18 protein-coding genes are annotated in these 19,506 nt (G+C 73.8%); 9 read left to right on the top strand and 9 right to left on the bottom strand.

The features are described 5' to 3' along the window. The first annotated feature begins 283 nt into the window (after positions 1-283). The 3 genes from ACFYYN_RS03070 to ACFYYN_RS03060 all read left to right on the top strand — a co-directional run bounded on the left by ACFYYN_RS03070 (position 284) and on the right by ACFYYN_RS03060 (position 3,991). A complete protein-coding gene (locus ACFYYN_RS03070) occupies positions 284-3,220 on the top strand; it encodes an AfsR/SARP family transcriptional regulator (RefSeq protein WP_500544459.1) in 2,937 nt (978 codons plus the stop codon). Between the two features lie 174 nt (positions 3,221-3,394). Next, positions 3,395-3,529 carry a hypothetical protein gene (locus tag ACFYYN_RS03065; RefSeq protein ID WP_500331516.1) on the top strand — a complete coding sequence of 45 codons (135 nt, stop codon included), beginning with the start codon at positions 3,395-3,397 and terminating at the stop codon, positions 3,527-3,529. Positions 3,530-3,847: 318 nt separating this feature from the next. After that, entirely contained in the window at positions 3,848-3,991 is a 144-nt protein-coding gene (locus ACFYYN_RS03060) for a hypothetical protein (RefSeq protein WP_500544458.1), read from the top strand. A 16-nt stretch (positions 3,992-4,007) separates the two neighbouring features. Here ACFYYN_RS03060 and ACFYYN_RS03055 read toward each other — a convergent pair whose 3' ends face one another. After that, positions 4,008-5,582 carry a FadD3 family acyl-CoA ligase gene (locus ACFYYN_RS03055; protein ID WP_500544457.1) on the bottom strand — a complete coding sequence of 525 codons (1,575 nt, stop codon included), beginning with the start codon at positions 5,580-5,582 and terminating at the stop codon, positions 4,008-4,010. Between the two features lie 57 nt (positions 5,583-5,639). Between ACFYYN_RS03055 and ACFYYN_RS03050 the strand changes: the two genes are divergently transcribed. From ACFYYN_RS03050 to ACFYYN_RS03040, 3 genes are read left to right on the top strand one after another with little or no spacing between them, the layout of a single operon-like run. After that, positions 5,640-6,788 (top strand): lipid-transfer protein, encoded by a 1,149-nt coding sequence (locus ACFYYN_RS03050; RefSeq protein ID WP_500544456.1) that lies wholly within the window; start codon positions 5,640-5,642, stop codon positions 6,786-6,788. Position 6,789: 1 nt separating this feature from the next. Continuing rightward, positions 6,790-7,197 (top strand): Zn-ribbon domain-containing OB-fold protein, encoded by a 408-nt coding sequence (locus ACFYYN_RS03045; RefSeq protein ID WP_499512408.1) that lies wholly within the window; start codon positions 6,790-6,792, stop codon positions 7,195-7,197. After that, on the top strand, positions 7,166-7,945 hold the full coding sequence (locus tag ACFYYN_RS03040; protein ID WP_500544455.1) for an enoyl-CoA hydratase/isomerase family protein: 780 nt from the start codon (positions 7,166-7,168) through the stop codon (positions 7,943-7,945). The genes ACFYYN_RS03045 and ACFYYN_RS03040 overlap by 32 nt, the downstream gene beginning before the upstream one ends. Before the next feature lie 321 nt (positions 7,946-8,266). Here ACFYYN_RS03040 and afsK read toward each other — a convergent pair whose 3' ends face one another. Together afsK and ACFYYN_RS03030 are read right to left on the bottom strand one after the other, a co-directional pair. Then, complete coding sequence (gene afsK / locus ACFYYN_RS03035) at positions 8,267-10,648, bottom strand: protein serine/threonine kinase AfsK (RefSeq protein ID WP_500544454.1); 2,382 nt, start codon at positions 10,646-10,648, stop codon at positions 8,267-8,269. 135 nt (positions 10,649-10,783) lie between these two features. Next, entirely contained in the window at positions 10,784-11,584 is an 801-nt protein-coding gene (locus tag ACFYYN_RS03030) for a VOC family protein (RefSeq protein WP_500544453.1), read from the bottom strand. Between the two features lie 193 nt (positions 11,585-11,777). Between ACFYYN_RS03030 and ACFYYN_RS03025 the strand changes: the two genes are divergently transcribed. Beyond that, a complete protein-coding gene (locus ACFYYN_RS03025) occupies positions 11,778-12,425 on the top strand; it encodes a TetR/AcrR family transcriptional regulator (protein WP_499512412.1) in 648 nt (215 codons plus the stop codon). 152 nt (positions 12,426-12,577) lie between these two features. On the opposite strand, the gene ACFYYN_RS03020 is transcribed toward ACFYYN_RS03025, so the two are convergent. After that, entirely contained in the window at positions 12,578-13,078 is a 501-nt protein-coding gene (locus tag ACFYYN_RS03020) for a nitroreductase/quinone reductase family protein (protein WP_500544452.1), read from the bottom strand. Beyond that, complete coding sequence (locus ACFYYN_RS03015) at positions 13,075-14,325, bottom strand: acyl-CoA dehydrogenase family protein (RefSeq protein WP_500544451.1); 1,251 nt, start codon at positions 14,323-14,325, stop codon at positions 13,075-13,077. Before ACFYYN_RS03015 ends, ACFYYN_RS03020 begins: the two co-directional genes overlap by 4 nt. A 72-nt stretch (positions 14,326-14,397) precedes the next feature. On the opposite strand from ACFYYN_RS03015, the gene ACFYYN_RS03010 reads away from it, so the two are divergent. Continuing rightward, on the top strand, positions 14,398-15,564 hold the full coding sequence (locus ACFYYN_RS03010) for a thiolase C-terminal domain-containing protein (protein WP_500544450.1): 1,167 nt from the start codon (positions 14,398-14,400) through the stop codon (positions 15,562-15,564). A gap of 61 nt (positions 15,565-15,625) precedes the next feature. Here the strand turns inward: ACFYYN_RS03010 and ACFYYN_RS03005 are convergent, their stop codons facing one another. The 4 genes from ACFYYN_RS03005 to ACFYYN_RS02990 all read right to left on the bottom strand — a co-directional run bounded on the left by ACFYYN_RS03005 (position 15,626) and on the right by ACFYYN_RS02990 (position 18,142). Beyond that, a complete protein-coding gene (locus ACFYYN_RS03005; protein WP_500544449.1) occupies positions 15,626-16,456 on the bottom strand; it encodes a glycoside hydrolase domain-containing protein in 831 nt (276 codons plus the stop codon). Between the two features lie 245 nt (positions 16,457-16,701). After that, positions 16,702-17,253 carry a GNAT family N-acetyltransferase gene (locus ACFYYN_RS03000; RefSeq protein WP_500544448.1) on the bottom strand — a complete coding sequence of 184 codons (552 nt, stop codon included), beginning with the start codon at positions 17,251-17,253 and terminating at the stop codon, positions 16,702-16,704. A gap of 8 nt (positions 17,254-17,261) precedes the next feature. Further along, complete coding sequence (locus ACFYYN_RS02995) at positions 17,262-17,693, bottom strand: Zn-ribbon domain-containing OB-fold protein (protein ID WP_500544447.1); 432 nt, start codon at positions 17,691-17,693, stop codon at positions 17,262-17,264. Then, on the bottom strand, positions 17,690-18,142 hold the full coding sequence (locus ACFYYN_RS02990; protein ID WP_500544446.1) for a DoxX family protein: 453 nt from the start codon (positions 18,140-18,142) through the stop codon (positions 17,690-17,692). Before ACFYYN_RS02990 ends, ACFYYN_RS02995 begins: the two co-directional genes overlap by 4 nt. A 132-nt stretch (positions 18,143-18,274) precedes the next feature. Between ACFYYN_RS02990 and ACFYYN_RS02985 the strand changes: the two genes are divergently transcribed. Further along, positions 18,275-19,468, top strand: a complete 1,194-nt coding sequence (locus ACFYYN_RS02985; protein WP_500544445.1) for a flavin-containing monooxygenase — start codon at positions 18,275-18,277, stop codon at positions 19,466-19,468. Positions 19,469-19,506: the final 38 nt, after the last annotated feature.

The raw sequence follows: 19,506 nt of genomic DNA, 5'->3' as shown, positions 1-19,506 counted from the left end.
GAGCACATGGGCGGCTCCCCACCTCCCCGGACGGAACATCCGCCAGACCGACGGCATATGCCCGCACTTCACATGAAACTGGACCGAACATTCCCCGCTACTCCCTGGAACGCCCCTCCCGAAAGCCACCCATAGGTGACCGCGTACAGGTTGAGGCGGCAAACTGGCACAAGCGGCGGAACCGATCGGGATGGTCCCGCCGTCCGTGAAGACTGTTCCGGCTCGTGATGAACGATCGATATACGCGCTCGTCGCGAAGGTACGGCGGCACCTGGGGGCAGGCATGGCAAGCGGTAAGGACCACGGCGGAGCGCTGCGCTTCGCGGTCCTCGGCCCGGTGCGGGCCTGGCGCGGCACGGAGCCGATCTCCGCCGGGTCGCCACAGCAGAAGGCGCTGCTCGGCGCGCTGCTGCTGCGTGGCGGCCGCACGGCCACCGCGCAGGAACTGCTGGACGCCGTCTGGGGCGAGGACCCACCGCCCACCGCGCTGGCGGCGCTGCGCAGTTACGCCTTCCGCCTCCGCAAGGCCCTCGGCGCCGACGCCCTGGCCACCGTCGACGGCGGCTACGTGCTGCACCCGGGCGACGGCTTCGACCTCGTCCTCGCCGAACGGCACCAGGCCGCGGCCGAGAAGGCCCGCGCGGCGGGCGACCTGGCCACCGCCCGCGAGGAACTGCGCGGCGCGCTGGCCCTCTTCGACGGCGAGCCCCTGGCCGGGCTCCCCGGCCCGTACGCCGAGACCCAGCGCACCCGCCTGCTGGAATGGCGGCTGCAGCTCACAGAGAGCTGCCTCGACCTGGACCTGCAGGCCGGCTGCCACGCCGAGGCCGTCTCCGAACTCACCGTCCTGTCGGCGGAGCACCCGCTGCGCGAACGACCGCGTGCCCTGCTGATGCTCGCGCTGTACCGCAGCGGGCGGCAGGCCGAGGCGCTGGGCGTCTACGCCGACACCCGCCGCCTCCTCGACGACGAGCTGGGCGTCGACCCGGGCGCCGAGCTCACCGAGCTGCACCAGCGCGTGCTGGAGGCCGACCCGTCGCTGCTGCCGCCGCCCGTCCCGCAGGCCGAGGCGGTCGCCGAGCCGGTGCGACCGGCCCAGCTGCCGGCCACCGTGGCCGACTTCACCGGCCGGGACGCCTTCGTCCGCGAGCTCGCCGAACGCCTGGGTGCGGCCTCGGTGGACGGCGGGGTCATGTCGGTCTCCGCCGTCGCCGGCATCGGCGGCGTCGGCAAGACGACCCTCGCCGTCCACGTCGCCCACGCCGTCGCGGGCACCTTCCCCGACGGCCAGCTCTACGTGGACCTCCAGGGCACCGACGCCCGGCCCGCCGAACCGGAGACGGTGCTCGCCTCCTTCCTGCGCTCCCTCGGCGTCACCGACTCCGCGATACCCGAGTCCCTCGCCGACCGCGCCGCGCTCTACCGATCCACCCTCGCGGGCCGCCGGATCCTGGCCCTGCTGGACAACGCCCATGACGCCGCCCAGGTCCGCCACCTCCTGCCGGGCACTCCCGGCTGCGCCGCGCTGATCACCAGCCGGGTCCGCATGGTCGACCTGGCCGGGGCCCACCTGGTCGACCTCGACGTCATGAGCCCGGAAGAGGCCCTGCTGCTCTTCACCCGCATCGTCGGGGAGGAGCGCGTCGCCGCCGAACGCCAGGCCGCCCTCGACGTCGTCGCCGCCTGCGGCTTCCTGCCGCTCGCCATCCGCATCGCCGCCTCCCGCCTGGCCACCCGCCGCACCTGGACGGTCGCCTTCCTCGCCCGCAAGCTCAGCGACGAACGCCGCCGCCTGGACGAGCTCAAGGCCGGCGACCTCGCCGTCAAGGCCACCTTCGAACTCGGCTACGGCCAGCTCACCGCGCAGCAGGCCCGCGCCTTCCGCCTGCTGGCCCTCGCCGACGGCCCGGACATCTCCCTGGAGGCGGCGGCGGCCGTCCTCGACCTGGACGTCTACGACGCCGAGGAACTGCTGGAGACGCTGGTCGACATCAGCCTGATCGAGTCCGCCGCACCCGCCCGCTACCGCTACCACGACCTGGTCCGCCTGTACGCCCGCGACTGCGCCGAGCGCCACGAGGGGGAGGACGCCCGCTGCGCCGCCGTGTCCCGGCTGCTGGACTTCTACCTCGCGTCGGCAATGTGCGCCTACGAGCTGGAGAACCCCGGCGACCGCCTGCTCGCGCACCTCGCCCCCGTGGGCCGCGGGGGACTGCCGTTCGGCTCCCGCGAGGAGGGCCTGGACTGGCTGTTCACCGAGGCGCCCAGTCTCGTCGCCGCCGTCCGGCAGGCTGCCGCCGGGGGTTGCGAGGGCCCGATGCGGCGGGCCGTCGACCTCCTGCTCGTGAGCCAGGACCTGATGGAGTCCGGGATCTACGCGCGCCAATACGAGCAGGCGACGCGCGCCCTCGTCGCGACGGCCGACGCTTGCGGTGAACCGCTCGTGGAGGGCCGGGCCCGCGTGCTGCTGGGCCAGCAGTACATCCTGGCCGGACAGTTGGAGGAGGCCGACCGGGAGGCCGAACGCAGCCTCGTGCTGGGGCGGGGCGTGGGCGACGCTCTGACCAGTAGTTACGCCCCCAATCTGCGCGGGATGGTGGCCCTCGCGTGGCGGCGCTTCCAGGACTGCGCGGACCACCACTCCCAGGCACTGGAGGCCTTCGTGGCCGACGGGAACCGGCACGGCGGCGCCGCCGCGCTGAGCAACCTGTCCCGCGCGCAGATCGAACTCGGGGACGTCTCCGCCGCCGTGGCCTCGGCGGAGCGGGCCCTGTCGATCTACCGTGACCTGCGGGCCGGATTCCGCCTCGGCAACGGGCTGTACGCACTCGCCATCGCGCTGACGGCGGCCGGCCGCCGCGAGGAGGCCCTGGCGGCGCTCTCCGAGGCGCTCCCCGCTTTCAGGGCGGCCCGGCAGCGCTTCTGGGAGGCCATGTCCCTCTTCCGCATGGCGGAGGTGCACCTGTCCTCCGGCGCCCACCGCCAATCGGCGGCGCTGGCCGAGCAGTCGCTGAACGCGCTGCGCGACCTCGGGGGCGAGCTCTACCGCGCGAAGGTGCTCACCGTCCTCGGTCGCGCCCTCGCGGGGGCGGGCCAGGTGGACCGTGCCCGCGCCTGCTGGCGGGACGCCCTGGCGGCCTTCGTCACGCTGGGCTCCCCCGACGCCGACGAGGTACGGAGCCTGCTGCACGGTCCGGCCGCCCCGGCGATCGCCGTGTAGCGGTTCCGCACCACGCAACACCGCTGATACAGGACATCAACAGTTCCGTTTATCGGTTGATTATCGACGCCTGCCACGATTCCATCACTGCAAGAGCTGCCCGCCTGGTAGCGCACGGGGGTCGTTGCCAGGCGGGCTTCGTATCGGCCCAGTTCCACCCACAGGGGAGGCACCATGAGCGAGACGGCACCCGAGTCCGGCTCCACCGTCGAGGAAGAACCGGAAGTCGTCGAGACCGAGGAGACCGAGGAGCCCAAGGTCAAGGGCGACGACACCACGGTCAAGCCCGACAACTGGCACTCGCCCTGACCGGCGCCTGACACGGGGGACGACCGGCCCGAGGGGGGCACGGGGACAGCACGACGGGGGCACGGGGGACAGCACGACAGGGCGCGGGGGACAGCACGACCTGGGGGGCGCACCAAGGGGGGAGCGCCTCCGAGGGGGGAACGGCACGAAGGATCCACGGACCGACTGCGGCGCGGAGGGGGCGCCGCAGTCGGTCTTTGTCATGCCCCGGATCGCACCGAAGTCCACCGGCGCACGACACGTGCGGACCCGCGGGTCCGACACGGTAGGTTCCCGGCGCAGTCGACCCGGCACCCGGCTTCTCCTCCGGAGGGCGTCATGAAGTTCGTACGCAAGGCCGCCGTCGTCCTCGCCGCCGTAGCGGCCGGGCTCCTCGCCGCCGCGCTCCCGGCCGCCGCCGCGGGCGGCGTGGACGACCGGCACCAGACGATCGTCTCGCCCGACAGCTTCCACACCCCCTGACACCCGGGCACGCTCCTCATCGTCCCCGTCCCCGCAACTGCGTCTTGAGCACCTTCCCGCTCGCGTTGCGCGGCAGTTCCGCCAGGAACTCGACCTCGCGCGGCACCTTGTAGTTGGCCATCTCCCGCCGGGACCAGGCGATCAGGTCGTCCGCGGTGACCACGGCCCCGTCCCGCCGCACGACGTACGCGCGTCCGACCTCGCCGAGCCGCGGGTCGGGGACGCCCACCACCGCCGCCTCCACCACGTCGGGGTGGCGGGCGAGCGCCTGCTCGATCTCCGCGGGGTACGCGTTGAACCCGCCGACGATGAACATGTCCTTGATGCGGTCGGTGATGCGCAGGTTGCCGTCGGCGTCCATCACGCCCACGTCCCCCGTGTGCAGCCAGCCGTCCGCGTCGACGGCCTCGGCCGTGGCCCCGGGGTCCTCCCAGTAGCCGGACATGACGTGGTAGCCGCGCACCAGGACCTCGCCGGGGCGGCCCGGCCCCTCGGAGAGCACCCGCACCTCCGTGTCGGGGATGGCCCGTCCGGAGGTCGCGGCCACCACCTCCGCGGGGTCGCCGCGCCGGCACATCGTCACGGTGCCGCTCGCCTCCGTCAGCCCGTAGGCGGTCAGCACCGTGGCGATCTTCAGCTCGCTGCGCAGCCGTTCCACCAGTTGCAGCGGGATCACGGACGCGCCCGTCACGACCAGCCGCAGCGAGCTCAGGTCGTGCTGGGCCCGTTCGGGGTGGTCGAGGACCGACTGGTGGAGGGTGGGCGGCCCCGGCAGCACGGTGACGCGTTCGGCGGCGATGTTGGCCAGGACGGTGCCCACGTCGAACACCGGCTGCGGGACCATCGTCGCGCCGCGCATCAGGCACGCGATGATCCCGGCCTTGTAGCCGAACGTGTGGAAGAACGGGTTGACGATCAGGTAGCGGTCGCCCTCCTCCAGCCCGGCCAGGTCCGCCCAGACGTCGTAGACGCGCAGGGTCTGGGCGTGGGTGACCACCGCGCCCTTGGGGTGGCCGGTCGTCCCGGAAGTGAAGGTGATGTCCGAGGGCGCGGAGCCGTCGATCGCGTCGGAACGGGCCCATACCGCCGCACCGGTGACGGGGGCGCCCGCGGCCAGGAAGTCCTTCCAGCGCCGGTAGCCGTGGCCTTCCGGCGCCGCGTCGGAGAGGACGACGACCTGTTCCAGGTCCGGCAGCGGGTGCTTCTGCGTCGCGCGCCGCAGCGAGGCGACGTAGGAGGTGCCGAGGAAGGTGCCCGTGACGAAGAGCAGCCGGGCGCGGGTGCGGCGCAGCACGTAGGCCGCCTCCGCGCCCTTGAAGCGGGTGTTGAGCGGTACGAGCACCCCGCCGGCGGTGACCGACCCCAGGGCGGCGGTGATCCAGTCGAGCGTGTTGGGGGCCCAGACGGCGACCCGGTCCCCCGGGGCGATCCCGGAGGCGACGGCCGCCGCGGCGGCGCGCTCGACCCGGGCACCGAGCTCCGCGTACGTGACGCGGGTCCGGCCGTCCACGACCGCCTCGCGCTCACCCCAGCGTCGCGCGGCCTCCCGTACGAGCCGTGGGACGCTGCCCCACTCCAGGTCACCACGCATGCGCCGAGCACCTCCCCATGAGCTGACTGTCCGTCAGATTAGCGATAGTCTGACGGAATGTCAGCATTGAAGGACGCCACCGCGATCGTCGGCATAGGCGCGACCCCCTTCGCCAAGCACCTCCCCGAGTCGGAGAAGGCCCTCGCCTGCCGCGCCATCCTTGCGGCGCTCGACGACGCCGGGATCGAGCCGCGCGAGGTCGACGGCCTCGCGTCGTACACGATGGAGGAGACCGACGAGGTCGAGCTGGCGAAGGCCGTCGGCCTCGGCGACCTCACCTTCTTCTCCAAGGCCGGCTTCGGCGGCGGCGGTTCCTGCGCCACCGTCGCCCACCTCGCCGCCGCCGTCGCCACCGGCCAGGCCACCGTGGGCGTCGCCTGGCGGTCCCGCAAGCGCGGCAGCGGCCCGCGCCCGTGGACGAACACCACCGTCCAACTGCCCACCCCTGCCCAGTGGACCCGGCCCTTCGGCCTGCTGCGGCCCGCCGACGAGATCGGCATGCTGACCCGCCGCTACCTGCACGAGTACGGCGCGACCCGCGACCACCTCTTCAACGTCGCCCTGGCCTGCCGCAACCGCGCCAACCAGAACCCGGCCGCGATCATGTACGAACGCCCGCTGACCCGCGAGATGTACATGACCTCGCGCTGGATCAGCGAGCCGCTCTGCCTCTACGACAACTGCCTGGAGACCGACGGCGCCCTGGCCTGCGTCGTGGTCTCCGCCGACCGCGCCCGCGACGCCCGGCAGCGCCCCGTCTACGTCCACTCCGTCGCCCAGGGCCTGCCGGCCCAGCACCACGGCATGGTCAACTACTGGACCGACGACCCCCTGACGGGCCCCGCCTGGACCGCCGCCCGCCACCTGTGGAAGCACGCCGACCTCACCCCGCAGGACATCGACGTCGCCCAGATCTACGACGCCTTCACCGCCCTGGTCCCGCTCTCCCTGGAGGGCTACGGCTTCTGCGCCCGCGGGGAGGGGGGCGCCTTCACCGAGGGCGGCGCCCTGGAGATCGGCGGCCGGCTGCCGCTGAACACCTCCGGGGGCGGGCTGAGCGAGGCGTACGTCCACGGCTTCAACCTCATCACCGAGGGCGTGCGGCAGTTGCGCGGCACCTCCACCGACCAGGTGCCCGGCGCGCGGACCTGCCTGGTCACGGCGGGCGAGGGCGTCCCGACCTCCGCCCTGATCCTGAGGAGCTGACATGCTGAGCCCCGTCACCGACGACGACGGCGCCCCCTTCTGGGAGTACGCCCGCGCCGGCGAACTGCGCGTCCAGGCCTGCGCGGACTGCGGACGGCTGCGCTTCCCGCCGCGCCCGTGCTGCCCGTACTGCCACTCCTTCGCCTGCGAGTGGCGGCCGGTGAGCGGCCGCGGACGCGTCTGGTCGTACGTCGTCCCCCATCCCCCGCTGCTGTCCGGCTACGCCGAACAGGCCCCGTACAACGTGGTCCTCGTCGAACTCGCCGAGGACCCCCGGATCCGGCTGGTGGGCAACCTGGTCACGGCACCGGACGCCCGGCTGGACTCCTTCGACCCCGCCCGCATCCGCATCGGCGCCCCCGTGAAGGCGGTCTTCCATGACGGCATCCCGCGCTGGCTTGCGCTGTGAGACAAAGGACGGCGTCGCCGTCGTCACCCTCGACCGGCCGGAACGGCACAACGCGATCGACCTCGCCACGGCCGCCGGACTGAGCGCGCTGTGGCGGGAGTTCCGCGCCGGCGACGAGGTCCGCGCCGTCGTCCTCACCGGAGCCGGCGACCGCGCCTTCTGCACCGGCCTGGACCGCGCGGTGCAGGTCCCGCAGCCGCCCTCCCCCTACGCCCTCGACGACCCGCTGCTGACGGTCGGGCCCAAGGCCAACGACCTGTGGAAGCCGGTCATCGCCGCCGTCAACGGCATGGCCTGCGGCGGCGCCTTCTACCTGCTCGGCGAGTGCGAGTTCGTCATCGCCGCCGAGCACGCCACCTTCTTCGACCCGCACACCAGCTACGGCATGGTCAGCGCGTACGAGGCCATCGCCATGGCTCAGCGCATGCCCTACGGCGAGGTGATGCGCATGGCCCTGATGGGCACCGCGGAGCGGATCGGCGCCCGGCGGGCCCACGAGACCGGGCTGGTCTCGGAGGTCGTGCCCGGCCCGCTGCTGCTCGACGCGGCCCTGCGCGCGGCGGCGGTCGTGGCGGCCCACCCCACCGAGGCCGTGCAGGGCACCGTCCGCGCCGTCTGGTCGGCCCACGAGGCCGCGCGGGCCCAGGCCTTCGCGCACGCGCCGCACCTCATCGCCCTCGGCAACCTCCCGCCAGGCCACCAGGCCCGGCTGTTCGCGCACCGCACCCGGGAGCACCGGGTGCGGTGACGGTGTCCCGGGCCGCGGGCCGGTTCGGCGGACGCCGGGCGGCCGCGCGGTGCGGCCGGCCGGTCATCGCGTTCCCGTGGCCGCCCTTGCTCCCGGACCCCGTCGGCGGCGCACCGTCACGTCGGTGGGCACGGGGGCGGGCACGGGGGCGGGTCGTGGCGCGCGGTGGAGCCCACGTCGGCGCCGTCGCCGGAACGCGGTGAACGAGGGTCACCCCGACGCCCCTCGCGTGGCGCCGCGGCCCCCCGCCGCGTAAGTTGACCGGCGGCGGCCGTCGTCAGCCCCTTCCGTGTGTGGCACGACGGCCGTCAGCCGGGTACGTCACGCGCGCCGGGTGGCCGCCTCGGTGCCCTTCACGGCGTTGAGGGCGTACACGCAGCGGTCCTTGCTGCTCGCGTAGACCACACCTTCCGAGACGACCGGCGAACCGGTGATCTCCCCGCCGGTCTCCAGCTTCCAGCGCAACTGGCCGCCGCTCGCGTCGACCGTGTAGAGGCAGTGGTCCTTCGAGCCGAAGTGCACCCGCCCGTCGGCCACCACCGGGGAGCCGACGATCTCGCCCTGCGCGGCGAAGCGCCACTTCGGGGTGCCGGAGACCGCGTCGAGCGTGTACAGCGCGCCGCCCGCGCCCAGCATCACCGAGCCGCCCGCGACCAGCACCGGCTCCACGCTCTGCCGCTGCTCCGTCGCGACCCGCCAGCGGTCACGCCCGTCCGCCGGGTCCAGGGCGTACACGGTGCCCAGGTAGTCGGCGACGTAGACGCCGCCGCCCGTGACACCCGGTCCCGGCACGTAGGCGGGCGGCGCGAACATCACCGCGGGGGCGTCGAAGCGCCACCGCTCGGCGCCGCTGCGGGCGTCCAGCGCCAGCACGCGGTTCCCCACGGTCACGTAGACCGCGCCGTCGGCGACGACCGGACGGGTCGGCATGGCGCCGCCCTCCCCGGTCGGGTACGACCAGTGCTCCGCGCCGCTCGTCGCGTCCAGGGCGTGCAGCCGGCCGCCGCCGTGGAAGTACACGACCCCGTCCACCACGCTCGGACCCGACTCGGGCGTCTCGAACTCCGTCTGCGCCCCGCCGCGTTCCCAGCGCAGCCGTCCGGCCGCGGCGTCCCAGACCTGCACGCCGCCGCCGCGGGTGCCGGTGACCACGGTCCCGGCGTCCGCACGGAGCGAGTAGATCCAGCCGTCCACACCGGTGCGCCAGTGCTCGGAGCCGTCCGCGGCGTCCAGCGCGTACAGGCTCGGCCCGTCGGAGCCGTGGATCCGGCCGCCCGAGACCGCCATCGTCCACGCCACGTCACGGGTCTTGAACTGCCGCCGTCCGGTGGCCACGTCCAGCGCGTGCACCTCGAAGGAGGTCACGTAGAGCCGCCCCGAGGACACGACCGGCGTGCCCCACACGTCGTTCGACATGCGGAACCGCCACGGCCGCCATTCACCCGGCGGGACCGCGGGCGCCTGCGGGGCGCCCTGGGGCGCGCCCTGGGCGTTGCCCTGGCCGGGCACCGCCGCCGGCGGACCCCCGGCCGCGCCGCCGCGGCCGGCCCAGCCGAGCCCGTCCCCGGCGGCGGCGGTGGCCGCGGCCTGGTTCTTGCGCTCGGCGAGCCGCATCCCGGGCCCTATCGGTGCCGAACCGGCGAGCTGCACCGGTCCGCCCGGGCCCTCGGCGGCGGCCGGGGGGCGCACCACGGGGGGTGCGGGAGGCCGTGCGGGCATCGGGGGCACGGGGGCACCCGCACCGCCGCCACCGGCCGCTCCGGCGCCCGCGCCACCGCCGGGGGCGCCCGGCCCCGCGCCGGGGCGCCCGCCACTGCGCCGTTCCTCTATCAGGCCCACCGCCGCGGGCGGCAGCCACGCGGAGGCCGTGCCGGTGTCGTCACCCGCGGAGGAGAACAGATGCGGCGCCAACTGCGCCTGCAGGTCCGCCGGACTCGGCCGGCGGTCCGCCTCCATGCGCATGCACGCCTCGATGAGCGGCCGCAGGTCGCCGGGCAGACCCGACAGGTCCGGGCCCTCCCGGAGCAGCATGAAGACCGTCTCCACGGGGTTCGCCCCGTGGAAGGGCGCGTGCCCGGTCGCGGCGAAGACCAGCGTCGAGCCCAGCGAGAACACGTCGCTGGAGCCGGTGACGCTGCGCGAGTCCTTGGCCTGCTCGGGCGACATGTACGCGGGCGTGCCGACGGCGACGTTCGTCATCGTCAGCCGCGTGTTGGACACCCCGCTCGCGATGCCGAAGTCGATCACCCGCGGGCCGTCCTCCACGACGAGCACGTTGGAGGGCTTCAGGTCCCGGTGGACCAGGCCCGCACCGTGGATCGACTGCAGCGCCTCCGCGACCCCGGCCGCCAGCCACCGCACGGCCTGCACGGGCAGCGGCCCGGACTCGTTGACGATCTCCTCGAGCGAGGGCGCCGGCACGAAGGCCGTCGCCAGCCAGGGCACGGCGGCCCTGGGATCGGCGTCGACGACCGCCGCCGTGTAGAAGCCGCTGACCGCGCGGGCCGCCTCCACCTCACGGGCGAAGCGCACGCGGAACAACTGGTCCTCGGCGAGCTCCGCCCGTACGGTCTTGATCGCCACGCGCCGGCCGGACGCCGAGCGGGCGAGATAGACCAGGCCCATACCGCCGGCGCCCAGCCTGCCCAGCACCTCGAAAGGGCCGATCCGTCTCGGATCGTGCTGCGTCAGCTGCTGCACCACTGCCCTGCCACCTCCCCGTGGGTTCCCCCCATCCCGGGGTCCGTCCCTGATTCTTCCTGGGATGAGTATCAGTTGCGAACCCGGGGCGGTGTCGACACGCGATTACCTTTGATTCGGTTGCGGATCCGCGCGCGTTCAGGACGGCTTCTCACCGACCGTGGTACCGGGATCGATCAGGGCGAAATGGGCACCCTGGTCGTCGCTCGCCAGGAGGAAACGGCCGAAAGGCGAATCCATCGGACCCATCGTGACCCGGCCCCCGAGCCGCGCGACCGCCTCCGCGGCGCGGTCGGCGTCGGAGACGGCGAAGTAGACGACGAAGTGGGCGGGCAGTTCCTGCGGGAAACCCTCCCCCATCCGGAAGCGGCCGAGGACGGCCTTGTCGGGGGTGACCTCCTCGCCCTCGGGGACGAAGATCCGGAAGTCGATGGCCTCGTCCTCGATCCGCTTGCTGCCGAAGCCGAAGACCTCCTCGTAGAAGGGGTCGGTCCGCTCGGTCTCACGCGTGTAGACCTCGGTCCAGATGTAGGAGCCGGGGACGCCGGTCGCCTCGAAGCCGCCGTGCGTGCCGGCCTGCCACACCCCGAACACCGCGCCGCCCGGGTCGGCCGCCATGAGCATCGTGCCGAAGGGCCCAACGGGCATGGGCTCCATGATGAGTTGGCCGCCCGAGTCACGGATCCTGCCCGCGGTGGCCCGGATGTCGGAGGAGGCGAGGTAGAGGTTCCACACCGTCGGCATCCGGCCGTCCGGTTTGGGGGCGAGGGCCGCGACGTTCTTCCCGTCCGGGCCGTACGCCTGGGTGTACAGGCCGTACTGCTCCTCCCCCTGCCCGAAGGTCCAGCCGAGCAGTCCGCCGTAGAAGCGCTTGCCGGCCTCCAGGTCGTTGAGCATGGCGTCGGCCCAGCAGGGGGTGCCGTCGGGGTGCACGGCCATCTCGTCCTCGATTCGTCCGGTGATGCGGCTGACGATCCCGATTCACGTGGGGATTCGCGTGGATCGACGGAGTGTCTGACTTGACACGTTATCGGCGGATCCCCCGCCGCGCCCGAGGAGAAATCGAACACATGGCCTTCCCCATTTGCAGGCACCGAATCGCGCGCTGATCACCAGCCCGTAAACTGACGGCATGACAGGACAAGTTCGCACCGTCGACGGCCGTGTGGCAGGGCGCCGGGGACAGGCGACGCGGCAGAAGCTGCTCGACTGCCTCGGCGAAATGCTCAGCACGTCGCCGTACCGGGACGTCAAGGTCATCGACGTCGCCCGGATGGCGGGTACCTCCCCCGCAACGTTCTACCAATACTTCCCCGACGTCGAGGGCGCCGTCCTCGAGCTCGCCGAGGAGATGGCCAAGGAGGGGGCCGCGCTGACGGACCTCGTCGCCGGCCGCTCCTGGGCCGGCAAGTCCGGCGCCACGGCGGCGGAGGAACTGGTCGAGGGCTTCCTCTCCTTCTGGCGCAAGCACGACGCCATCCTGCGCGTCGTCGACCTGGGCGCGGCCGAAGGGGACAAGCGGTTCTACAAGATCCGCATGAAGATCCTCAACCCCCTCACCAACTCCCTTTCCGACTCGATCAAGGAGCTCCAGGGCAAGGGCCGCGTCGACAAGGATGTCAGCCCGGCAGCCGTCGCCGGATCCCTCGTGGCCATGCTCGCCGCGGTCGCCGCGCACCAGAAGGGCTTCCAGAGCTGGGGCGTCAAGCAGGCCGAGCTGAAGCCGAACCTCTCGCTGCTGGTGCACCTCGGTGTGACGGGCAAGAAGCCGACGCGGTGACGCCGCGGCGCTGACGCCCGCCTCCGGCGGCATTGTTGATCTACGTTCACGTCGAAGTCCTGCCTGCAACGACGCGGGCGCCGACCGGTCCTCGGGGGAGGTTGCCGGCCCAGGCGCCCGCGTTGTCCTTTCCGGGGGCTCCGCTCCACGGTCTACGGCTCCACGGCCCCGCCGCCGCCCGGCTCCCTGGGGACGAGCCGGAACAACCGGATCCGCCGCTCCACGCGCCGCGCGTAGGTCGCGTACGGCGGCCAGAACTCCAGCAGCGCCGCCCACACCGCCTCGCGCTCCCCGCCCGTCAGCAACTCCGCCCGGACCGGGACGTCCCGGCCGCGCCAGCTGACCTCCGCGTCGGGGTGCTTCAGCAGGTTCCCCGTCCACGCCGGGTGGTCCGTGCGCCCGAAGTTGCTGCCGACCAGCACGAAGGTCCCGCCCTCCTCGGGCATGCAGGCCAGCGGGGTGCGCCGGGGCAGCCCGCTGCGCGCGCCGGTGGCGGTGAGCACCAACCCGGGCAGCATCCGCGCGCTGAGCAGCACCCTGCCGCGGGTCGCCCGGTGCACGAACCGGTCCAGCGCCGGGACGACATGCGGCCCGACCCTGGCGAACGCCCGGGTCGACGACACCTTCTGCACGGCGGTCCGCAGCACGCTCATGCCGCCGCCCTCCCCTTGGTCGTGGGCGCGGTCGTGGGTGTGGACGTCGGTGGGGACGCCGCCGCGGCCGCGGGTGCGAAGAGGCCCGCCCGCTCGGCTGCGTGGGCCCGCAGCGCGTGCACGGGGCCGAAGAGCAGTTCGTCGGAGGCGGCCCGCTTCACGTACAGGTGCGCGTGGTGCTCCCACGTGAAGCCGATGCCGCCGTGCAACTGGACCGCCTGGCCCGCGGTGGCGCGCAGTGCCTCCAGGCCCTGGGCGAGCGCGAGCGGTGCCGCCACCACGGCGTCCGGTGCCTGCTCCGGGGGGCACCCGACGGCCCAGGCGGCGTAGTAGGCGGCCGAGCGGGCGGCCTGGACCTGGACGTACAGGTCGGCGAGACGGTGCTTGACGGCCTGGAAGGAGCCCACGGGCCGTCCGAACTGCTCCCTGACCCCGACGTACTCCAAGGTCCCCGCGAGCGCCTGGGAGGCCGCCCCGACGGCTTCCGCGGCCAGTGCGGCGGCGGCCAGGGCACCCGTACGGGCGAGCGCGGGGCGCGGATCGACCGCTTCCTCCCCGCCCAGGGGCTCGGCGGGGACGTCGCGCAGTTCGACGCGGGCCTGCGGGCGGGTCTCGTCCAGGGCGGTCAGCCGCCTGCGGACCAGGCCCGGGGCGTCGCCGGGGACGAGGAAGAGCCGGATCCGGCTGCGGGCGTAGCCACCCGTATGGGCGGCCACCAGCAGCAGCCCGGCGCCGGGGCCCCCGAGCACCTGGTCCGCCTGCCCGTACAGCCGCCAGACCCCGTCCGCCCGGCGGGCCTGCACGCCCCCCGCGCGGCCGCCGCCCGCCCAGTCACCGGTGTTGGGGCCGGTGAGGCCGAGGGCGACGAGGGGTGCGGCAAGGGCCGCGGGCTCCCCGGAGGCGAGGCGCGGGAGCAGGGCACGGCGCTGGGCGTCGGTGCCGAGCGCCTCGACCAGGGGGGCGGTGAGCACGGTCGTGCCCAGCAGCGGTGAGGGCAGCAGCGCCCGGCCGGTCTCCTCGCAGGCCAGCACCAGTTCCGCCGGGCCGCAGCCGGCGCCCCCGTACGCGACGGGCAGGGCGAGGCCTGGCAGCCCCAGCGACCGCGCCAGCAGTCGCCACAGGGCGCCGTCGTGGCCCTCGGGGGTGCGGGCGGCGGACTTCACCTCGTCCGGTCCGCAGCGTTTGCGGAGCAGTTCGCGCAGGGTGCGGCGGATCTCTTCCTGCTCCTCGGTGAAGGCGGCGTCCACGGCGAGCTCTCCTCCCACCTCGGGGGATCCGGCGGCGTCCGGAAACCCCAAATCTGATGTACCGTCAGATTCATGGCTCAGGGTCAGGGTACTCGCAACGGCCGTGAAGTCGCCGTCCTCGGCGTCGCGTTGTCCGACTGCGGCAGGGTCGACGACGCCACCCCCTACGCGCTCCACGCCCAGGCGGCGCGCCGCGCGCTCGCCGACAGCGGGCTGCCACGGTCGGCCGTCGACGGCTTCGCCTCGGCCGGGCTCGGCACGCTCGCGCCGGTCGAGGTCGCCGAGTACCTCGGACTGCGGCCGCGCTGGGTCGACTCGACCTCCGTCGGAGGCGCGACCTGGGAGGTCATGGCCGCGCACGCCGCCGACGCGATCGCCGCCGGGCACGCCGACGTCGTGCTCCTGGTCTACGGCTCCACCGCCCGTGCCGACCTCAAGGCCGGGCGGCGCACCGCCAACCTGTCCTTCGGGACGCGCGGGCCCCTGCAGTTCGAGGCCCCCTACGGGCACACGCTGATCGCCAAGTACGCGATGGCCGCCCGCCGCCACATGCACCAGTACGGCACCACCGCCGAGCAGCTCGCCACCGTCGCCGTCCGGGCCCGGGCGAACGCGGCCCGCAACCCCGACGCGATGTACCGCACGCCGATCACCGTCGACGACGTCCTGTCCGGGCAGGTGATCGCCGACCCGTTCACCAAACTGCACTGCTGCATCCGCTCCGACGGCGGCTGCGCGGTGCTCCTGGCCGCCGCGGAGTACGCGCGGGACGCGGCGCCGCCCCCGGTGTGGGTGCTCGGCTCCGGCACCGCCGTCTCGCACGCCACCATGTCGCAGTGGGACGACTTCACGGTCTCCCCCGCCGCGGTCTCGGGGCGGCTGGCCTTCTCCCGCGCGGGCGTCACCCCTGACGAGATGGACCTCGCCGAGATCTACGACGCCTTCACCTACATGACCCTGGTCACGCTGGAGGACCTCGGCTTCTGCGCCAAGGGCGAGGGCGGGCCCTTCGTGGCCGCGTCGCCCCTGCCGGTCAACACCGACGGCGGCGGGCTGTCCGCCTGCCATCCCGGCATGCGGGGACTGTTCCTGCTCGTCGAGGCGGTACGGCAGCTGCGGGGGGAGGCGGGCGAGCGCCAGGTGCGCAAGCCCGGTGGGGCGCTGCCGGAGCTGGCCGTGGCCTCGGGGACGGGCGGCTGGTTCTGCTCCTCGGGGACGGTGGTGCTGGGGCGGGACTGAGGGTCACGGGCCCTTGCCCCGCCCCCTCCGCGCCGCCGGGGCTCCACCGCCCCCTCGGGCGTCAGCCGGTGACGGCGACCGGGGCGTCCCAGTCGCTGCGGTCCACGGTGATGGTGTGACCGCCGCGGGTCTCCTTGCTGTTGACCATGTACTGGTGGCCGCGGCGGTGCCCGGTCCACAGCGACGCGGAGAACGGCCAGTCCGTGGTCGTGGTCTTGTGCTCGTCCCACAGCGCGTACCAGAGGACGTCCGGCAGGTCGGTGCGGTTGGTCGCCGTGGCGACGGCCTTCGCGCTGGAGCTGCGGAAGCCGTAGAAGCCGGCCCAGTAGCCCTTGGCGTGCACGGCCTTGTCCCACGCCCGGACGTACGCGAGCACCGCGTTGTTGCACGAGGTGTTGGTGACGTCGTACGACTCCATGTCCAGGTACACCGGGCTGCCGGCCTTCATCCCCAGCGCGGACGCCTTCGCCACCGCGTCCGCGCCGTCCGCGGCGCCCAGCGAGGCCGCGGTGGAGGCGGTCAGCCTCTCCGGGTTGCGGCTGGTCTGGCACGGCGGCTGCGCGCCCACGTAGAGCGGGATCAGCTTCCAGCCCGTGGCGCTGACCGACTTGACCCAGGACGCGGTCAGGTTCGGCTGCGCGCACCCCCGGTTCTTGCCGCCGACGTACACCGCCGCCGCACCGTAGAACCCGTTGTGCCACGCCTTCATCGCCGACGCGGAGGGCGCCGTGCAGGTGTCGAACGCCCGCCCCGTGTAGACCTTCGGGGCCGGGCGCGACACCGTGGTCGCCATCGAGGCCCCCGCCGCGACACCACCGCCCACGAGCACCGCGGCCGCCGCCACCGCCCAGGCGATGTAGCGACGCTTCTTCGACATCCGGTGACCGGACATCCCCACCCCATTCACGACACGGGACGCACCGCACCGGGTGCGCCTGGCAGGACTGCTGAGGCCCCCGGCACGGCGCGCACGTCCGGCACGGCGTGCGGCGCGCGGATGCACCGGCGTATGGGTCCGCGGCGCGCGAGGGGCGGATCGCACCCTAGCCAACCCGCACACGGTGATCGGGAAAGCACTTGTCCCGATCGGCATAAGATTCCCCCAAGGCACGGCAAATCCCCGTGCGGTCGCCGGAGTCAGGGACGTGGATCGGTCGCCAGGCGGCTGTGCAGGTGGACGTCCCGAAGGGCGCCGGACAGGTCGACGACCGCCTCGCGCAGGACCCCTTCGAGGACGTAACCGCAGCGCCGCGCGACACCGCAGGAGGGCTCGTTGCCGACGGCGTGGCCCAGCTCCAGCCGGTGCAGGCCGAGATCGCGGAAGGCCCACCGGGTGACCGCCTCCAGGGCCCGGGAGGCGACGCCGCGCCCACGGGCCTCGGGGAGCATCCAGTAGCTGACGCGTGCGCCGCGCATGGTGTGGTCGATCATCCCTATCCCGGCCTGGCCGAGCACCACACCGGCCTCGGTGACGGCGAACGACGCGAGGTCGCCGGCCCCCCAGCCGTCGCGCCGGCGCCGCAGGAACGCCCGCACCCCGGCTTCGTCGGGCTCGGGGGCGTGCGCGGTGTTCCAGCGGCGGAAGTCCGGGTCCGCGAGGCCGCGCAGTGCCGCGTCGAGGTCGCCGGACGTCTCCTCCCAGGGCCTGAGCAGCAGTCCGTACGCTTCCAACTCCACCGGCCTCAGCACGCCCTCATTCAAGCAAAGGAGGCGGCGGCCGCCCGGGCCGGACGGAAGACGGGGATCGCGATCTCCCCGCCTGCGGCCGCGGGGCGGAAGCAGACGCGCAGGTCCATCCCGACGCGCAGCGCGTCGTGGGCGCAGCCGACGACCTCCGTCATCATGCGCGGCCCCTCGGCGAGGTCGACGACGGCGGCGACGTAGGGGACCCGTCCGGCGAACGGCCGGAGGTCGTTGGCGTGCACCACGGACCAGGTGTAGAGGGTGGCGTGGCCCGCGGCCTGCTCCCAGACGACCTCCTCGCTCCAGCAGTGCGGGCAGAACTCCCGGGGGTAGTGGTGGGCGGCGCCGCAGTCCGTGGCCAGGCACCGGCGGATCAGCAGCCGGCCCTCGGCGGCGGCGCTCCAGTAGGTGCGCGTGAAGGCGTCGGGCTCGGGCAGGCCGGTCACAGGAAGAGCCCCCAGACGCTGTCGAGGGACCAGGTCTGCCAGCCCATGGCGAAGAGGAGGACGACGGAGGCGAGGATCATCATGGCGTTCTGCCCCTGCTCCGCCCAGTCGTGGATCATGAGGATGAGGTAGAGCAGGTTGAGGACGATGCCGCCGGCCAGCGCGACCGGTGTCAGCAGCCCTGCGGTGAGACCGAGCCCGACGGCCAGTTCGGCGTGGACGACGACGTAGGCCATCACCTTGGGGCGGGGCGCGACGACCGCGGTGAATCCGCCCTGGACGAAGGTCCAGCGGTGCTTCGCGGCGACGTCGGCGGCCCAGGCGATGCCGGTGCCCCGCTCGAACCAGCCCTTCTTGTCCTTGTGGCGCCAGCTCTCCAGCCACCACAGCCCGAGGCCGATGCGCAGGACGGCGAGCCATTCGGCGCCGGTCAGCCAGATCGTCTGCATCGTGTGCCTCCCCGGGACAAGGAATCTGACGGTATGTCAGTTGACCGGATGCGGTCGCACCTCCGCAAGGTGCCGGGGCGAAAGCGCGCTACCTTCCGGAGTGACCCTCACCCTGCAGGCACGGGAGCAGCCATGACCGACACCTCGGCATCCGCCGGCACCTCCGCATCCGCCGCCACCCCCCTACCGAACACGGCGGCGCCGGACGCCATCGTCGTCGGCGCCGGTCCCGGCGGTCTCGCCGTCGCGGCGTCGCTGCGGCACCGGGGCGTGCGCACCCTGGTCGTCGAGCGGTCGGACGCGGTGGGCGCCTCCTGGCGCGGCCACTACGACCGGCTGCGGCTGCACACGACCAGACGCCTGTCCGCGCTCCCGGGCCTCGGGATACCCCGGTCGTACGGCCGCTGGGTGGGCCGCGACGACGTCGTCCGCTACCTGGAGCAGTACGCCGAGTTCCACGGGCTGGACGTCGCCACCGGCATAGAGGTGGGGCGGATCGAGCCCGCCGGGGACCCGGCGGCGGGCTGGGTGCTCCCGGCCACCGGCGGGCGCCGGCTGACCGCACGCAGCGTCGTCGTCGCCACCGGCTACAACCACTCGCCGCACCTTCCGGACTGGCCCGGGCGCGACACCTTCGACGGAGAGCTGCTGCACGCCTCCCGCTACCGCAACGGCCGGCCCTACCAGGGCCGGGACGTCCTGGTCGTGGGCGTGGGCAACACCGGCGCCGAGATCGCCGTCGACCTCGCCGAGTCCGGCGCGGCCCGCGTCCGGCTGGCGGTGCGGACGCCCCCGCACATCATGCGCCGCTCCACCGCCGGGTGGCCCGCGCAGCGCACCGGGATCATGGTCCGCCGCCTCCCCACGAAGCTGGTCGACAAGATCGCGCCCTACGTGGAGCGCGTCTCCGTGCCGGACCTGTCCGCGTACGGACTGCCCCGCCCGGACAACGGGCTCTACTCGCGGGTGCGGGAGGGCTCCATCCCCGTCCAGGACGTCGGCATCATCGACGCCGTCCGGTCGGGGAAGGTGGAGCCCGTCGCCGCCGTCGAGGGCTTCGACGGGCGGGAGGTGCTGCTCGCCGACGGCACGCGGATCACCCCGGACGCGGTGGTCGCGGCCACCGGCTACCGGCGCGGCCTGGAACCGCTCGTCGGCCACCTTGACGTGCTGGACGAGCGGGGCCGGCCCGTGCGGCACGGCGGCCGCAGCCCGAAGAACGCTCCCGGTCTGTACTTCACCGGCTTCACCAATCCCATCAGTGGCATGTTCCGCGAAATGGCCATCGACGCGCGCCGGATCGCCAAAGCCGTGGCGCGGCGGTAGCGAACGCGCGCGGTGGGTACCGAGGGGGTACGGACGAG

Source organism: Streptomyces sp. NPDC001902, assembly GCF_042891295.1.
In the GTDB taxonomy this organism is placed as follows: domain Bacteria; phylum Actinomycetota; class Actinomycetes; order Streptomycetales; family Streptomycetaceae; genus Actinacidiphila.
The sequence above is the reverse complement of the archived record's forward strand: the minus strand, read 5'-3'. Positions and strand labels throughout refer to the sequence as shown.

Bases quoted from the DNA above. Each gene is read 5' to 3' on its own strand.
- ACFYYN_RS03070 (WP_500544459.1), top strand. From the start codon at position 284: ATGGCAAGCGGTAAGGACCACGGCGGAGCGCTGCGCTTCGCGGTCCTC.
- ACFYYN_RS03065 (WP_500331516.1), top strand. From the start codon at position 3,395: ATGAGCGAGACGGCACCCGAGTCCGGCTCCACCGTCGAGGAAGAACCG.
- ACFYYN_RS03060 (WP_500544458.1), top strand. From the start codon at position 3,848: ATGAAGTTCGTACGCAAGGCCGCCGTCGTCCTCGCCGCCGTAGCGGCC.
- ACFYYN_RS03055 (WP_500544457.1), bottom strand. From the start codon at position 5,582: ATGCGTGGTGACCTGGAGTGGGGCAGCGTCCCACGGCTCGTACGGGAG.
- ACFYYN_RS03050 (WP_500544456.1), top strand. From the start codon at position 5,640: ATGTCAGCATTGAAGGACGCCACCGCGATCGTCGGCATAGGCGCGACC.
- ACFYYN_RS03045 (WP_499512408.1), top strand. From the start codon at position 6,790: ATGCTGAGCCCCGTCACCGACGACGACGGCGCCCCCTTCTGGGAGTAC.
- ACFYYN_RS03040 (WP_500544455.1), top strand. From the start codon at position 7,166: ATGACGGCATCCCGCGCTGGCTTGCGCTGTGAGACAAAGGACGGCGTC.
- ACFYYN_RS03030 (WP_500544453.1), bottom strand. From the start codon at position 11,584: ATGGCCGTGCACCCCGACGGCACCCCCTGCTGGGCCGACGCCATGCTC.
- ACFYYN_RS03025 (WP_499512412.1), top strand. From the start codon at position 11,778: ATGACAGGACAAGTTCGCACCGTCGACGGCCGTGTGGCAGGGCGCCGG.
- ACFYYN_RS03020 (WP_500544452.1), bottom strand. From the start codon at position 13,078: ATGAGCGTGCTGCGGACCGCCGTGCAGAAGGTGTCGTCGACCCGGGCG.
- ACFYYN_RS03010 (WP_500544450.1), top strand. From the start codon at position 14,398: ATGGCTCAGGGTCAGGGTACTCGCAACGGCCGTGAAGTCGCCGTCCTC.
- ACFYYN_RS03005 (WP_500544449.1), bottom strand. From the start codon at position 16,456: ATGTCCGGTCACCGGATGTCGAAGAAGCGTCGCTACATCGCCTGGGCG.
- ACFYYN_RS02990 (WP_500544446.1), bottom strand. From the start codon at position 18,142: ATGCAGACGATCTGGCTGACCGGCGCCGAATGGCTCGCCGTCCTGCGC.
- ACFYYN_RS02985 (WP_500544445.1), top strand. From the start codon at position 18,275: ATGACCGACACCTCGGCATCCGCCGGCACCTCCGCATCCGCCGCCACC.